At 73.1% G+C, this 15,137-nt stretch carries 12 protein-coding genes; 9 read left to right on the plus strand and 3 right to left on the minus strand.

The features are described from left to right. Positions 1–128: 128 nt before the first annotated feature. The 5 genes from AB0C76_RS32170 (at position 129) to mshC (ending at position 4,970) form a co-directional block, all read left to right on the plus strand. Entirely contained in the window at positions 129–695 is a 567-nt protein-coding gene (locus AB0C76_RS32170; RefSeq protein ID WP_329928749.1) for a DUF3090 domain-containing protein, read from the plus strand. Between the two features lie 56 nt (positions 696–751). Beyond that, positions 752–1,537 carry an SCO1664 family protein gene (locus AB0C76_RS32175; protein ID WP_359972424.1) on the plus strand — a complete coding sequence of 262 codons (786 nt, stop codon included), beginning with the start codon at positions 752–754 and terminating at the stop codon, positions 1,535–1,537. Positions 1,538–1,599: 62 nt separating this feature from the next. Continuing rightward, positions 1,600–2,529, plus strand: coding sequence for an AraC family transcriptional regulator (locus AB0C76_RS32180; RefSeq protein ID WP_359972364.1), 930 nt, complete (start codon positions 1,600–1,602; stop codon positions 2,527–2,529). A 131-nt stretch (positions 2,530–2,660) separates the two neighbouring features. Further along, positions 2,661–3,503 carry a carbohydrate-binding protein gene (locus AB0C76_RS32185; RefSeq protein WP_359972366.1) on the plus strand — a complete coding sequence of 281 codons (843 nt, stop codon included), beginning with the start codon at positions 2,661–2,663 and terminating at the stop codon, positions 3,501–3,503. Positions 3,504–3,740: 237 nt separating this feature from the next. Further along, positions 3,741–4,970, plus strand: coding sequence for a cysteine--1-D-myo-inosityl 2-amino-2-deoxy-alpha-D-glucopyranoside ligase (mshC, locus tag AB0C76_RS32190; protein WP_359972368.1), 1,230 nt, complete (start codon positions 3,741–3,743; stop codon positions 4,968–4,970). 74 nt (positions 4,971–5,044) lie between these two features. Here mshC and AB0C76_RS32195 read toward each other — a convergent pair whose 3' ends face one another. Together AB0C76_RS32195 and AB0C76_RS32200 are read right to left on the minus strand one after the other, a co-directional pair. Next, positions 5,045–6,001 carry a PAC2 family protein gene (locus tag AB0C76_RS32195; protein WP_359972370.1) on the minus strand — a complete coding sequence of 319 codons (957 nt, stop codon included), beginning with the start codon at positions 5,999–6,001 and terminating at the stop codon, positions 5,045–5,047. Between the two features lie 157 nt (positions 6,002–6,158). After that, positions 6,159–6,956: an SGNH/GDSL hydrolase family protein gene (locus AB0C76_RS32200; RefSeq protein ID WP_359972372.1), complete on the minus strand. Its 798-nt coding sequence runs from the start codon at positions 6,954–6,956 to the stop codon at positions 6,159–6,161. 160 nt (positions 6,957–7,116) lie between these two features. Between AB0C76_RS32200 and AB0C76_RS32205 the strand changes: the two genes are divergently transcribed. Continuing rightward, the gene (locus AB0C76_RS32205; RefSeq protein WP_359972374.1) at positions 7,117–7,629 is read left to right on the plus strand and encodes an SRPBCC family protein; all 513 of its coding nucleotides are present in this window, start codon (positions 7,117–7,119) and stop codon (positions 7,627–7,629) included. A 9-nt stretch (positions 7,630–7,638) separates the two neighbouring features. On the opposite strand, the gene AB0C76_RS32210 is transcribed toward AB0C76_RS32205, so the two are convergent. After that, positions 7,639–8,727 (minus strand): glycosyl hydrolase family 18 protein, encoded by a 1,089-nt coding sequence (locus tag AB0C76_RS32210; RefSeq protein ID WP_359972376.1) that lies wholly within the window; start codon positions 8,725–8,727, stop codon positions 7,639–7,641. 143 nt (positions 8,728–8,870) lie between these two features. Between AB0C76_RS32210 and metH the strand changes: the two genes are divergently transcribed. The 3 genes from metH to AB0C76_RS32225 all read left to right on the plus strand — a co-directional run bounded on the left by metH (position 8,871) and on the right by AB0C76_RS32225 (position 15,126). Next, entirely contained in the window at positions 8,871–12,383 is a 3,513-nt protein-coding gene (metH, locus tag AB0C76_RS32215) for a methionine synthase (RefSeq protein WP_359972378.1), read from the plus strand. A 137-nt stretch (positions 12,384–12,520) separates the two neighbouring features. Beyond that, a complete protein-coding gene (locus AB0C76_RS32220; RefSeq protein ID WP_359972380.1) occupies positions 12,521–13,225 on the plus strand; it encodes an HAD family phosphatase in 705 nt (234 codons plus the stop codon). 290 nt (positions 13,226–13,515) lie between these two features. Next, positions 13,516–15,126 (plus strand): ABC transporter substrate-binding protein, encoded by a 1,611-nt coding sequence (locus AB0C76_RS32225; protein ID WP_359972382.1) that lies wholly within the window; start codon positions 13,516–13,518, stop codon positions 15,124–15,126. The last annotated feature ends 11 nt before the right edge of the window (positions 15,127–15,137 follow it).

The following is a 15,137-nucleotide window of genomic DNA, read 5'->3' on the forward strand; positions in this document are numbered from 1 at the left end:
CCGGCCCCGGCCTCCGGCTCGGCTCCCCCGGTGGGGCCCGGAGGTCGTAGGGTGACTAACGAGTCCAACGATCCCGCGCGATCCCCCCGGCGGATCCGCAACCGAGCGACACGATCCGGAGCGAGAGCGTGCCCCGTCAGGTCTTCTTCTACGACCAGCCCGAACGGTTCGTGGCCGGCACCGTCGGCCAGCCCGGCGCCCGGGCGTTCTACCTGCAGGCCAGCGCGCGGGGCCGGATCACCAGCGTGCTGCTGGAGAAGACCCAGGTCGCCGCGCTCGCCGAGCGGATCGAGGAGGTCCTGGACGAGGCGCTGCGGCGCAGCGGCGGGGACCCCGCCATCCCGGCCGCCGCCCCGCAGGACCTGCTCGACACCGCGCCGCTGGACCTGCCGCTGGAGCAGGAGTTCCGGGTCGGCACGATGGCCCTGGCCTGGGACAGTGTGGACGGCTGCCTCGTGGTCGAGGCGCAGGCGCTGGTCGAGGAGGAGGACGAGGAGGCCGCCGAGGCGGTGTTCGAGGACGACGACAACGGCCCGGACATGCTGCGCGTGCGGCTGTCCGGGGCGATGGCCCGGGTGTTCGCCAAGCGCGCGCTGGACCTCGTCGCGGCCGGCCGCAAGCCCTGCCCGTTCTGCAACCTGCCGCTCGACCCGGAGGGCCACCTGTGCCCGCGCGCGAACGGTTACCGGCGCTGAACACCGAGACCCCGCCCCAGGCGGACCCGGCCGCGGCCGCGGCCCTCGCCGCCGACGTGCCCACCGCCCTGGCGCTGCTGCGCGAGGGCGGGCTGACGGTGCACGGCCGCCTCACCGAGGCCTCCAACGCGGCCCTCTACTGCACGGTCGCGCTCGGCTCGCTGAGCGCGCAGGTGGTCTACAAGCCGGTGTCCGGCGAGCGCCCGCTGTGGGACTTCCCGGACGGCACGCTCGCGGGCCGTGAGGTCGCCGCGTACGAGCTGTCCACCGCCACCGGCTGGGCGCTGGTCCCGCCGACGGTGCTGCGCGACGGGCCGCACGGGCCCGGCATGGTGCAGCTGTGGGTGGAGCCGGACCCGGAGGCCACGCCGCTGCTGGCCCTCCAGGACCCGTCCGGCCCGGAGCCGGGCTGGCTGCCGATCGTCCGGGCCGAGGTCGGCGGCGGGCGCACCGCGCTGCTGGTCCACCACGACGACGACCGGCTGCGCCGGCTCGCGGTGCTGGACGCCGTCCTCAACAACGCCGACCGCAAGGGTGGCCACCTGATCCCGGCGGCCGACGGCCGGGTCTACGGCATCGACCACGGCGTCACCTTCAACACCGAGGGCAAGCTGCGCACGCTGCTGTGGGGCTGGGCGGGGGATCCGCTGCCGGCCGAGGCGCTGGAGATGCTGGCCCGGCTGGCCGGGGAGCTGGACGGCGAGCTCGGTGCGCGCCTGTCCCCGCACCTGACGGCCGCCGAACTGGCCGCGACGCGCGCCCGGGTGGACGCGCTGCGCGGGACGGGGCTGCACCCGCTGCCGTCCGAGGACTGGCCCGCGATCCCCTGGCCGCCGGTCTAGGGCGGGCCGGCGGGAACCTCAGTGGTATGGACCTGTCAGGCGGACCGGAGCACACTGCTCCGATGGACGCACGACGGACCACCCCCACTCCCCGTGCCACGCCGGACCTGCCGCTGCACCGCCTCCAGGTCCCGCTGCCGCACCTGCTCCCGTTCGCCATCGGCACCTTCGACACGATCGGCCCGCTCTCCCGGGCCGGCTTCCCCCACCGGCACTCCTTCTACGAGATCGTGCACGTCACCGGCGGGCGCGGCGCACACGTCCTCGACCTGGTCCACCGGCCGCTGGCGCCACCGCAGTTGTGCGTGATCGCGCCCGGCCAGGTGCACTACTGGGCGGACGCGGACGAGCTCGCGGGCCGGGTCGTCCTGTTCAACGAGGACTTCCTGCTCGGCCGGCCGCGCGACCTCGCCGCGCTGCGGGCCCTGGCCGCCCGGCCGGGACTCGACCTCGGCGACCAGGCCGACGCGGTGGGCGCGCTGCTCGCCGACATGGAGCACGAGTTCCTGACCACGCCGCCCGGGTTCCAGGGCGTCCTGCGGGCCAGTCTGCACATCCTGATCGTCCGCGCCCTGCGTGCCGCCACTCCGGGCGAGCCGGGGGCGACCCCGGGCCGCCCGGGCGAACTGGCCGCCGCCTTCACCCGGTTGATCGCCCGGCCCGGAGGGGTGCGGCACTCGGTTGCCTCCAGCGCGCAGGAACTCGGCGTGTCTCCGGGGCACTTGCAGACGCTCGTCAAGCAGGCCACCGGCCGCACGCCGGGCGGGCTGATCCGCCGCCAGCAGACCCTGGAGGCCAAACGCCTGCTCGCCTGCACCGATTTGACGATACGTCAGGTGGCCAAGGAGGCCGGGTTCGCCGATCCGGCCTACTTCTGCCGCTTCTTCCGGCGGGAGACCGGTATGACGCCGGGGGAGTTCCGGGCCGGGGTCGGCGGAAATCACCACGATCCCGGGATCGCGTCCATCGCCGCGCGCCCGGACGGCCCGTAGGTTTGCCGGTGGCCACCGGTGGCCGCGCCGGCGCGCGCGGGCGGCCGACCGGTCCGGTCCTTGTCATGCCCCCACCATGGCAAGGGCCGCCCCCCGCTTCCGCCCTCCCGCGCCCCCGAAGGAGCAGGCACATGCCCACCCCCGACGGCAGGATCAGCCGCAAGACCGTCCTGAAGGCCGCCGCGGCGCTCGGCGCCGCCCCGCTGCTGTTCGGCGGCGGCGTCGCGCTCGCCCGCGAACAGGCCGGCAGCGGCCGCGCCCTGACCCCCACCCCGGCCTGCCACGACGGCGACGAACCCACCATCGAGCAGACCGAGGGCCCCTACTTCAAGCCCGACTCCCCGCTGCGCGCCGACCTGTCGGCGGACGGCCCCGGCACCCCGCTGACCGTCAGCGGTTACGTCTTCGGCCGGGCCTGCCTGCCGATCTCCGGCGTGCTGCTGGACTTCTGGCAGGCCGACGACGGCGGCACCTACGACAACGCCGGCTACACCTTCCGCGGCCACCAGTTCACCGACGCCCAGGGCGCGTTCAAGCTCACCACGATCGTCCCCGGCCTCTACCCCGGCCGCACCCGGCACCTGCACGTCAAGCTCCAGGCCCCCGGCCGGCCGGTGCTCACCACCCAGCTCTACTTCCCCGGCGAGCCCCGCAACAACACCGACACCATCTTCGACGCCCGGCTGCTGATGAACGTCCGCCAGTCCGGCCCCGGAGAAGAGGGCTCGTACGACTTCGTCCTGGACGTCCCGCAGACCCCCGGCGGCCCGACCCCGACGCCGACCACGACCCCCACCGGGACCCCGACCGGCACGCCCACCCCGCCACCCGGCGGCAGCTGGACCCCGGGCCGGACCTACGCCGCGGGTGACCGCGTCACCTACTCCGGCGCCTCCTACGTCTGCCTCCAGGCGCACACCGCCATGGCCGGCTGGGAGCCGCCGAACGTACCGGCCCTCTGGCTGCGGTCGTAGCGGCTCCGGCCGCGCACACCCGAGGGCCGGGCGCCCGGTCGGCGGCAGGGCCGGCCGGGCGCTCAGCCGTGCGGTCGCCGGTGCCCGTGCGGACCCGTTGCGCACGGGAACCGCCGGAATCCGGACCGCACCGGTCAAGGAGTGCTCAGGCCACGACAGCAAGCGAATCCAGTCGATCTTGTGCATTCTCGTGCATTGGTTAGGCTTTCAAATGTTCGCAAGGTTAAAGTCGTTCCCATGCATGCCTGGCCCGCCTCCGAGGTTCCCGCCCTGCCTGGTCAGGGGCTCCCCCTCCACATCTTCGACACTGCAGCGGGCACGGTCCGCGAGGTCGTGCCGCAGGACGGCACCGCCCGGATCTACGTCTGCGGCATCACCCCCTACGACGCGACCCACATGGGCCACGCCGCCACCTACAACGCCTTCGACCTGGTGCAGCGGGTGTGGAAGGACGCCGGTCACGACGTCCTGTACATCCAGAACGTCACCGACGTCGACGACCCGCTGCTGGAGCGCGCCGTCGCCACCGGGCAGGACTGGACGGCCCTGGCCGAGCGCGAGACCGCGCTCTTCCGCGAGGACATGACCGCGCTGCGGCTGCTCCCGCCGGCCCACTACATCGGCGCCGTCGAGTCCATCCCGTGGATCGTGCCGATCGTCCAGAAGCTGCTGGCCGGTGGCGCCGCCTACGAGGTCGACGGCGACATCTACTTCTCGGTCGACTCCGACCCGCACTTCGGCGAGGTCTCCGGCCTGACCCGGGAGGCCATGCGCCCGGTCTTCGCCGAGCGCGGCGGCGACCCGGACCGCCCCGGCAAGCGCAACCCGCTCGACGCGCTGCTCTGGCTGGCCGCCCGCCCCGGCGAGCCCGCCTGGGACACCGAGCTCGGCCGCGGCCGCCCCGGCTGGCACATCGAGTGCGTCGCGATCGCGCTGCGGTACCTCGGCATGTCCTTCGACATCCAGGGCGGCGGCAGCGACCTCTCCTTCCCGCACCACGAGATGGGTGCCTCGCACGCCCAGGTCGCCACCGGCGACCACCCGTACGCGAAGGCGTACGTGCACGCCGGCATGGTCGCGCTGGACGGCAAGAAGATGTCCAAGTCCCGCGGCAACCTGGTCTTCGTCTCGGCGCTGCGCCGCGAGGGCGTCGACCCGGCGGCGATCCGCCTGGCCCTGCTCTCGCACCACTACCGCGAGGACTGGGAGTGGACCAAGTCCGTCCTGGACGAAGCCGTCGAGCGCCTCGCCCGCTGGCGCGCCGCTGTCTCCCGGCCGGACGGCCCGGCCGCCGAGGCGCTGCTCGCCGAGGTCCGCGCCGCGCTCGCGAACGACCTCGACGCGCCCGCCGCCCTGGCCGCCGTCGACCGCTGGGCGGCCCTCCAGGAGACCGTCGGCGGCACCGACACCGGAGCCCCCGGCCTGGTCACCCGCACCGTGGACGCCCTGCTCGGCGTCGCGCTCTAGCACCACTGCAGGACCGTCACACGCCGAAGGGGCGCCAGGACCGATCGTCCTGACGCCCCTTCGGCCGTTCCGTCCTACTCGTCGTCCGCGGAGCCCTCCGGCGCCTCCCGGGTGGTCCCGGGCGACTCCGGCTCGGCCGGCCGCTCAGCCGTGGCGTGCCCGGCCACCGGCTTCTCGCCGGTCGGACCGACGTTCTCCCGGCGGCGCAGGTAGCGCTCGAACTCGCGGGCGATCGCGTCGCCGGAGGCCTCCGGCAGCTCCGCGGTGTCCTGCGCCTCCTCCAGCTGCTGGACGTACTCGGCCACCTCGCTGTCCTCGGCGGCCAGCTGGTCGACGCCGAGCTGCCAGGCCCGGGCGTCCTCGCCGAGCTCGCCCGGCGGGATCCGCAGGTCGAGCAGGTCCTCCAGCTTGTTGATCAGGGCCAGCGTCGCCTTGGGGTTGGGCGGTTGCGCGACGTAGTGCGGCACCGCCGCCCACAGCGTCACGGCCGGCACCCCGGCGTGCGTGCAGGCCTCCTGCAGCACCCCGACGATCCCGGTCGGGCCCTCGTACCGGCTCTCCTCCAGGTCCAGCCGGCGGGCCAGATCGGGGTCGGAGGTGACGGCGCTGACCGGCACCGGGCGGCTGTGCGGGGTGTCGCCGAGCAGCGCGCCCAGGACCACCACCAGCTCGACGCCCAGTTCGTGCGCGAAGCCCAGCAGCTCGTTGCAGAACGAGCGCCAGCGCATGCTCGGCTCGATGCCGCGCACCAGGACGACGTCCCGGGTCTTGGGCTCCGTCACCCGGATCACCGAGAGCCGGGTGGTGGGCCAGGTGATCCGGCGGATGCCGCCGTCCATCCAGACCGTGGGACGGTTGACCTGGAAGTCGTAGTAGTCCTCCGCGTCCAGGGCCGCGAACACCTTGCCGCCCCAGGTCTCGTCCAGGTGCGCCAGGGCCGCGGAGGCGGCGTCGCCCGCGTCGTTCCAGCCTTCGAAGGCGCAGACCATCACCGGGTCGATCAACTCGGGGACATCTTCCAGCTCGATCACCCGGCGTCTCCCTCCGAACTCCTCGTCGCCCATGGAACTCCTCGCTCCACGGTCCCTACCTGCCCAGCCTACGGGCTTTGATGCGCGTCACGGCCGGGGCACCGGGACAGTCTGGGGGACCGGGACGCCGTGATCCAGCGGTTATCCGCAGGTCCGGTCACATGAGGGCGGCGACCGTCGGCAGGTAGCCGCGGGCCTGGCCGTCGGCGGTGGGATGGAAGGACTCCCACAGGCGGGAGACCACGATGCCGTTGATCCACTCCTCCTTGCCGCCACCGCACGTGCCGTGCCCGTCGAAGGCCGCCCGGACGTCCGCGAAGGCGAACCCGTGGGCCTCGGACTGGCGGCGGATCAGCTCGTCCAGGCGGTCGGTGAGGGCGTTGAACCGCTGCCGCCGGGACTCGGTGGCGATCAGGCAGGTGGTGCCGGTCTGGAGCAGCCGGGGGTAACCGGTGACGACGACCCGGGCGGCCGGGGCGGCGGCGCGGACCGCCGAGTAGAGCGCGTCGAGGCGGCCGGGCAGCTCGTCGTCCAGGCGGTGCGCGGCGGTGTCGAGGGTGCGGTCGCAGCGGGCGTCGGTGGTGAGCGGCTGGAGGCAGTCGACGGCCGCCGAGGTGAAGCCGAGGTCGTTGCCGCCCACCGTGAGGGTGACCACCGTGGTGTCCGCGGCGACCTTCGGCAGCTGGTCGCGGCGGACCTCGTCCGTCCCGGCGGCGCTGCACGCGGCGTCGGTGAGGACGGCACCGTGCGCCGCGGCCCACAGGGCGGGGTAGCCGCGGCCGCTGCGGTGGCAGTCGCCGCTGGCGGGGTCGTAGGAGCCGGCCGCGACCCCGGCCGCGTAGGAGTCGCCGAGCGCGGCGTACCTGGGGGCCGGGTCGGCCGCGGCCGGGGCGGCGAGGGCGGCGCAGAGCAGGGGGACGGCGGCCAGGGCGGCGACCGGGCGGGGGAGCGGCACGGCGGTTCTCCGGGGTCCGGGCGGGCCGGGCGCGGTCCGCCTCGGCCCATCGGGCACGGATCGTAACCGATCGAGCACTCGGCGTCGTGGCGCGCCCGCCGGGCGGGGCGGCGAGATGATGGACAACGGGGCCGGGCGGCGGGTGTGAGGAGCCGGACGGATGAACCGACGGGTGTGGATCGGCGCGGGCGTGGCGGCGGTGGCCGCCTGCGCCGTGGTGGTGGCGGACCGTGCGGGCCGCCGGCTCCCGGTGCAGCACGTCACCGAGGGCGGGCTGGAACTCTCCCAGCCGCCCGGTGCGGTCTGGGACGTGCTGACCGACATCGACCTCTACCCCGCCTGGCGCCCCGGCCTGACCCACGTCGAGCGGCTGCCCGCGGCGGCCGGCGGCCGGGAGCGCTGGCGCGAGTACGACCGGTACGGGCACACCACGTACGAGGTGGTCGACAGCGAGGCCCCGCACCGCCTGGTGACCGGCATCGCCGACCCGGACCTGCCGTACGGCGGCACCTGGACGTACGTCCTGACGCCGGCGGGCCGGGGCTGCCTGCTGACCGTCACCGAGCGCGGCGAGGTCCGCAAGCCGCTGTACCGCGCCGTCTCCCATTACGTGACCGGCGAGGACGCGACCGTCCGCCGCTACCTCGGCGCCCTCGCCCACCGCATGGCCTGAGCCACGGCACTAGCCGACCCAGCCCCGCCGGTACTGCGCCCAGTTCTCGGGCGTCGCCGCGAAGTCCACGTACAGCGCGACGCCGAAGGCCGGGCGGTGCAGGTCCTCGCGGGCGAGGCCCAGCCGGACGCCGCGCACGGCCGCGTCCACCGTCTCGGCGCCGCCCCGGTGCGCCCAGGTGTCGTCCCAGTAGAACGGCAGGCCCATCAGCAGGTCGACGTCCTCGGGGGTGGCCTCCAGGGCCAGTTCGGTCTGGAGGGCGACGTAGCCGCCGAACAGCGGCTCGGTCTGCATGCTGGTGTCGTACGTCATCACCGCGATCTGGTCGACCCGGCGGGCGGTCTCGGTGAAGTAGGCCTGGTCCCACCACTTGCCGTGCCCGCTGAGGGCGATCCCCGCGGCGTGCAGGCCGGGCAGCGGGTCGATCTGCGGGGCGGCGACGGAGAGCTCGGCGCCCCGCCCGGCGGTTACCGCGCGGACCTGGTCGAGCAGGGCGAGCCAGCCCGCCGAGCCGGGGCGGATCGGCTCCATGTCGAAGTGCACCCCGTCGAAGCCGAGGTCCAGCACCTGCCGGGCGGAGGCGGTGACCCGGTCGCGGGTGGCCGCGTCCTCCAGGTCGAGGGCGTCCTTCTCGGGCTTGACCTCGTCACCCAGCCAGCCCTGCACCCGGATCTTCGGCAGTTCCCGGTGCACCGCGTCGACGAACCACTGCGCGCGCGGGTGGACGGACGGCGGCAGCGAGCCGTCGTGCTCCAGTGGGCCGGTGTGGACGTACAGGTCGCGGATGCCGGTGCCGTCGAGCTGCCGGGCGAGCGCCGCGACGTCGGCGTCGGTCTTGCGGCCGTCCACCCAGGCGTGGCCGAGCCAGACGGCGTCCCGGCCGCGGGTGCGGGCGTCGGGCGAGAGCCGGCCGACGTCGTGCAGGCGCAGCGCGACGAGCAGTCCCCCGATCGTGGCCACCGGAACGGCCGCAGCCACGGCGAGCGCGACCAGAGCCCTGCGCCACCACGGCCAGCCCCGCCAGCGGGCCCGGTGGGCCCGGAACGGCACCGTCAGTGCCCGGCCGATCCGCCCCGCGGACGTGCGTGCGCGCCCCAACCGATTGCTCCCCCCTTGCGACCGAGCGTTCAGGATACGGAATGCACAGTCGCGCCGGGCCGTGGGACGGATACCCTGGCCACGTGCGCGCCCGACCAAGCGGGAGCGCAAAGCCGACAGCCGTCGCACCAGGGAGAAGCCCCATGGCCACTGCAGCCGAACCGTCCATCACTCAGCAGAGCCGCGCGAACGCGTTGCGCGAGGCCCTCGCCACCCGGGTGGTGGTCGCCGACGGAGCGATGGGCACCATGCTCCAGGCCCAGGACCCGACCATGGAGGACTTCCAGCACCTGGAGGGCTGCAACGAGGTCCTGAACCTCACCCGCCCCGACATCGTCCGGTCCGTCCACGAGGCCTACTTCGCCGTGGGTGTGGACTGCGTCGAGACCAACACCTTCGGCGCGAACTTCGCCGCGCTCGGCGAGTACGACATCCCCGAGCGCATCTTCGAGCTGTCCGAGGCCGGCGCCCGGATCGCCCGCGAGGTCGCCGACGCGCACACCGCCGCCGACGGCCGCACCCGCTGGGTGCTCGGCTCGATCGGGCCCGGCACCAAGCTGCCCACCCTCGGCCACGCCCCGTACGAGGCGCTGCGCGACGGCTTCCAGGAGAACGCGGCCGGCCTGATCGCCGGCGGCGCCGACGCGTTGCTGGTCGAGACCAGCCAGGACCTCCTGCAGACCAAGGCCGCCATCCTCGGCTCCAAGCGCGCCCTCGCCGCGGCCGGCCTGGACCTCCCGGTGCTGGTGCAGGTGACGGTGGAGACCACCGGCACGATGCTCCTCGGCTCGGAGATCGGCGCCGCGCTCACCGCGCTGGAGCCGCTCGGCGTCGACTACATCGGCCTCAACTGCGCCACCGGCCCGGCCGAGATGAGCGAGCACCTGCGCTACCTGGCCAAGAACGCCCGGATCGGCCTGTCCTGCATGCCGAACGCGGGCCTGCCGGTGCTCGGCAAGGACGGCGCCCACTACCCGCTGGCCCCGGCCGAACTGGCCGAGGCGCACGACGTGTTCACCCGGGAGTACGGCCTGTCGCTGGTCGGCGGCTGCTGCGGGACCACGCCGGAGCACCTGCGCGCGGTGGTCGAGCGCGTCCAGGGCCGCGCGATCGCCCCGCGCACGCCGCAGCCGGACCCGTCGGCGGCGTCGCTGTACCAGGCGGTGCCGTTCCGCCAGGACACCTCGTACCTCGCGATCGGCGAGCGCACCAACGCCAACGGCTCGAAGAAGTTCCGCGAGTCGATGCTGGCCGGCGACTGGCAGGCCTGCGTGGAGATCGCCCGCGACCAGATCCGGGACGGCTCCCACCTGCTGGACCTGTGCGTCGACTACGTCGGCCGCGACGGTGTCGCCGACATGAAGGAGATCGCCGGCCGCCTGGCCACCGCCTCCACCCTCCCGATCGTCCTGGACTCCACCGAGCCGGACGTCCTGCGTGCCGGCCTGGAGGCACTCGGCGGGCGTGCGGTGCTCAACTCGGTCAACTACGAGGACGGCAACGCCCCCGACTCGCGCTTCGCCAGGATCGCCTCGCTGGCCCGCGAGCACGGCGCCGGCCTGATCGCGCTGACCATCGACGAGGAGGGCCAGGCCCGCACCGCGGACAAGAAGGTCGAGATCGCCGAGCGGCTGATCGCCGAGCTCACCGCGGACTACGGCATCGACGAGGGCTCGATCCTGGTCGACTGCCTCACCTTCACCCTGGCCACCGGCCAGGAGGAGTCCCGCCGGGACGGCATCGAGACGATCGAGGCGATCCGCGAGCTCAAGCGCCGCCGCCCGGACGTGCAGACCACCCTCGGCCTGTCCAACATCTCCTTCGGCCTCAACCCGGCCGCCCGCGTCGTCCTCAACTCGGTCTTCCTGCACGAGTGCGTGGAGGCCGGCCTGGACTCGGCGATCGTCCACGCGTCGAAGATCCTGCCGATCTCCCGGATCCCCGAGGACCAGCGCGAGGCCGCCCTCGACCTGGTGTACGACCGCCGCCGGGACGGCTACGACCCGCTGCAGCGCCTGCTGGAGCTGTTCGAGGGGGTCTCCTCGGCCTCGGTGAAGGCGTCCAAGGCGGAGGAGCTGGCCGCGCTGCCGCTGGAGGAGCGGCTCCAGCGGCGGATCATCGACGGGGAGCGCAACGGCCTGGAGGCCGACCTGGACGAGGCGCTCACGGAGCGGCCCGCACTGGAGATCATCAACGAGACCCTGCTGTCCGGCATGAAGGTGGTCGGCGAGCTGTTCGGCTCGGGCCAGATGCAGCTGCCGTTCGTGCTCCAGTCCGCCGAGGTCATGAAGACCGCGGTGGCGCACCTGGAGCCCCACATGGAGAAGTCCGACTCGGAGGGCAAGGGCACGATCGTGCTGGCCACCGTCAAGGGCGACGTCCACGACATCGGCAAGAACCTGGTCGACATCATCCTGTCCAACAACGGCTACAACGTCGTCAACCTCGGCATCAAGCAGCCGGTTTCGGCGATCCTGGACGCCGCGCAGGAGCACCGGGCCGACGTCATCGGGATGTCCGGCCTGCTGGTCAAGTCGACCGTGATCATGAAGGAGAACCTGGAGGAGCTCAACCAGCGCAAGCTGGCGGCCGACTACCCGGTGATCCTCGGCGGCGCCGCGCTCACCCGGGCGTACGTCGAGCAGGACCTCCACGAGATCTACGAGGGCGAAGTCCGGTACGCGCGCGACGCGTTCGAGGGCCTGCGGCTGATGGACGCGCTGATCGCCGTCAAGCGCGGCGTGCCCGGCGCGGTGCTGCCCGAGCTCAAGCAGCGCCGGCACGCGCGGGTCGAGGTGGAGGAGCCGGAGCCGGAGGTCAACCTCGGCCAGATCCGCTCGGACGTCGCCGTCGACAACACCGTGCCCGCCCCGCCGTTCTGGGGCGACCGGATCGTCAAGGGCATCCCGTTCGCCGACTACGCGTCCTGGCTGGACGAGGACGCGCTGTTCAAGGGCCAGTGGGGCCTGAAGGCGGCGCGCTCCGGCGAGGGGCCGTCGTACGAGGAGCTGGTGGAGACCGAGGGCCGCCCGCGGCTGCGCGCCTGGCTGGACCGGCTGCAGACCGAGGGCTGGCTGGAGGCTGCCGTGGTCTACGGCTACTACCCGGCCAACTCCAAGGGCGACGACCTGATCGTCTTCCACGAGGACGGCACCGAGCGCACCCGCTTCACCTTCCCCCGCCAGCGGCGCGGGCGCCGGCTCTGCCTGGCCGACTTCTTCCGCCCGGAGGAGACCGGCCTGCGGGACGTCGTCGGCCTGCAGGTGGTCACCATGGGCAACCGGATCTCGGAGGCGGCCAACGAGCTGTTCGCCGGGAACTCCTACCGCGACTACCTGGAGCTGCACGGCCTCTCGGTGCAGCTGGCCGAGGCGCTGGCCGAGTTCTGGCACGCCCGGGTCCGCTACGAGCTCGGCTTCTCCGGCGAGGACCCGCAGGACGTCAAGGACATGTTCGCGCTCAAGTACCGCGGCGCCCGCTTCTCGCTCGGCTACGGCGCCTGCCCGGAGCTGGAGGACCGCGCCAAGATCGCCGAGCTGCTGAAGCCCGAGCGGATCGGCGTCGTGCTCTCCGAGGAGTTCCAGCTCCACCCCGAGCAGTCCACGGACGCGATCGTGATCCACCACCCGGAGGCGAAGTACTTCAACGCCCGGTAACCGGGACGTCCCGGCGCGTTCGCTCTTTTCCGGCGAACCGGGCGTATCCTAGATGATCCTGAACGGGCCGGTCCGCTCACCAGCGGGTCGGCCCGTGCCATCCCCGGAGCACGTGCGGGGCACTCGGAAGGATCACCATGACCAGCATCTCCACCGCCGTCGCGGCGCTCGACCACGGGGACGACCGCGGCCTGCAGGCGGTGCTGCTGGACATGGACGGGACACTGGTGGACACCGAGGACTTCTGGTGGCAGGCCGAGTCCTCGCTGTTCGCCGAGCTCGGCTACGCGCTCGACGAGGCGGACCGCGCCCAGGTGGTCGGCGGTCCGATGACCCGGGTCATCGACTACCTGCTCGCCAGGACCGGCGTCGACCTCTCCCCGGCCGACCTGACGGTGCTCATCAACCAGCGCTTCGTCGACCTGCTGGGCGGCGGCGTGCCGCTCATGCCGGGCGCCGAGCGGCTCCTCAACACCCTTGCCGCGCACGGGGTCCCGGCCGCCCTGGTGTCGGCCTCGCACCGGCACATCATCGACATCGTGCTGCGCTCGCTGGGCGCCGAGCACTTCGCCTTCACCGTCGCCGGGGACGAGGTGCCCCGCACCAAGCCGCATCCGGACCCGTACCTGGAGGCGGCCCACCGGCTGGGCGCGGAGCCGGCCCGGTGCGTGGTGGTCGAGGACGCGCCGACCGGGGTGAGGGCGGCCGAGGCGGCCGGCTGCCCGGTGATCGCGGTGCCCTCGGTCGCGCGGATCGAGCCGGCCCCGGGACGGCTGGTGCTGTCCTCGCTGGAGCAGGTCGATCTCGAACTGCTGCGCTCGCTGGTCGCCTCGCGCGTGTGATTGTGGTCTCATTGCCCCGGCGGTCTACCGACCGGTAAGGGGCCCCGGGCGGCCCGGGCCGGGGGTCATCGGGGGAGAAAACGGGCATTGGGTGACAACTCGTCGGCGGGGCCGGGCTGCCCCGGATCACCGTGTCCCAAACGTCATCCGTGTGGGTATCGGTCGTGCGTGTTCGATATGGCACGCTACTCCAGTTCGTTCCCGCCCTCGCAGCCCTGCCACCGCCGCCGACGGGTACCCCCGGTCCCGGGCGCCGGTCGCACGACGCGCACCCCAGAAGGACGCGCCCCGTGAAGACTTCCGCTGAACGCCTGGCAGTACTCGGCTGCGCCGGCCTGGTCGCCGTGACGGTGGCCGGCTGCGGATCCGTCACCGACGCGGTCAAGGGCGGCGGCAGCAGCAGCTCGGTCACCATGGGCACCGCCCAGCTCACCAGCGTGCTTGACCCGGCCGGGGCCTACGACTCCGGCTCCTGGCTGATCCTGCGCAACGCCTTCCAGTCGCTGCTGGTCTTCCCCGCCGCCTCCAGCTCGCCCTCCCCGGACGCCGCGCAGTCCTGCGAGTTCACCGGCGGCGACTCCACCCAGTACCACTGCGTGCTGCGCCCCGGCCTCAAGTTCTCCAACGGCCACCCGCTGACCGCAGCCGACGTCGTGTTCTCGATCGAGCGCACCAAGAAGATCAACGACAAGAACGGCCCGTCCGGGCTGCTCTCCTCGATCAAGTCCGTCGAGGCCAAGGGCGACAACGAGGTGGTCTTCCATCTCACCGCGCCCGACGCGACCCTCCCGGCCAAGCTCGCCAGCCCGGTCGGCGCGATCGTCGACCACCAGGTGTACCCGGCCGACTCGCTGCTGCCCAACGACAAGGTGGTCGGCTCCGGCCCGTACAAGGTCGACTCGGTCGAGGCCCTGGGCGGCGGCGGCAAGAGCATCGGCAAGGTCGCGCTGTCGGCCAACGACAAGTACAACGGCGACGTCAAGCTGCGGAACAGCAAGTTCACCGTCCGCTACTACGACCAGGCCGCCGACCTGAAGGCCGCGCTCGACAAGGGTGACGTCGACCTCACCGACGACAGCCTGGACCCGAACGCCGCCGCCCAGATCCGCTCCGACCAGCAGGGCGGCAAGGGCGACCTCCAGGTCGTCGAGGGCGACAGCAACAACACCCGTTCGCTGGTCTTCAACACCAAGGACGCGGTCGTCGGCAACGTCGCCGTCCGGCAGGCCGCCGCCGCGCTGCTCGACCGCAAGGCGCTCGCCCGCGACGTCTTCGCCCGCACCGTCCAGCCGCTGTACTCGATGGTCCCGGCCGGCGTCACCGGCCACAACACCGTCTTCTTCGACAAGTACGGCGACCAGGACGTCAGCAAGGCCAAGAAGTTCCTCTCCGACGCCAAGGTGCAGCTGCCCGTCAAGATCACCCTCACGTGGTCCCGCTCGCGGGCCGGCGCGGCCGAGGCCGACACGGTGAAGAAGCAGCTGGAGACCGGCGGACTGTTCCAGGTGACGGTCCAGCAGGAGAGCGACTGGGACAAGTACAAGGCCGGCTTCGCCGACGGCAAGTACCAGGCCTACATCCTCGGCTGGTTCGCCGACTACCCGGACGCCGACAACTACATCAGCCCGCTGGTCGTCGACGGCGGCGTCTACCACGACGGCTGGGACGACCCGCGGATCAGCCAGAAGCTGGTGCCGGACGGCCTCAAGATGACCGACCGCGGCGCGGCGGCCGGCAACTACAACCAGATCCAGTCGATCGTCGCCGACAACGCGCCGCTCGTCCCGCTGTTCCAGGACAAGGCGTTCTACGCGGCCCGCTCGTACATCACCGGGGTCGAGTCCACCGTCGACTCCACCGGCGTCTTCCGCTTCGGGGAGATCGGCCGCAGCAGCAAGTAGCGCCCGACGGT

The organism is Kitasatospora sp. NPDC048722, assembly GCF_040650235.1.
GTDB lineage: Bacteria > Actinomycetota > Actinomycetes > Streptomycetales > Streptomycetaceae > Kitasatospora.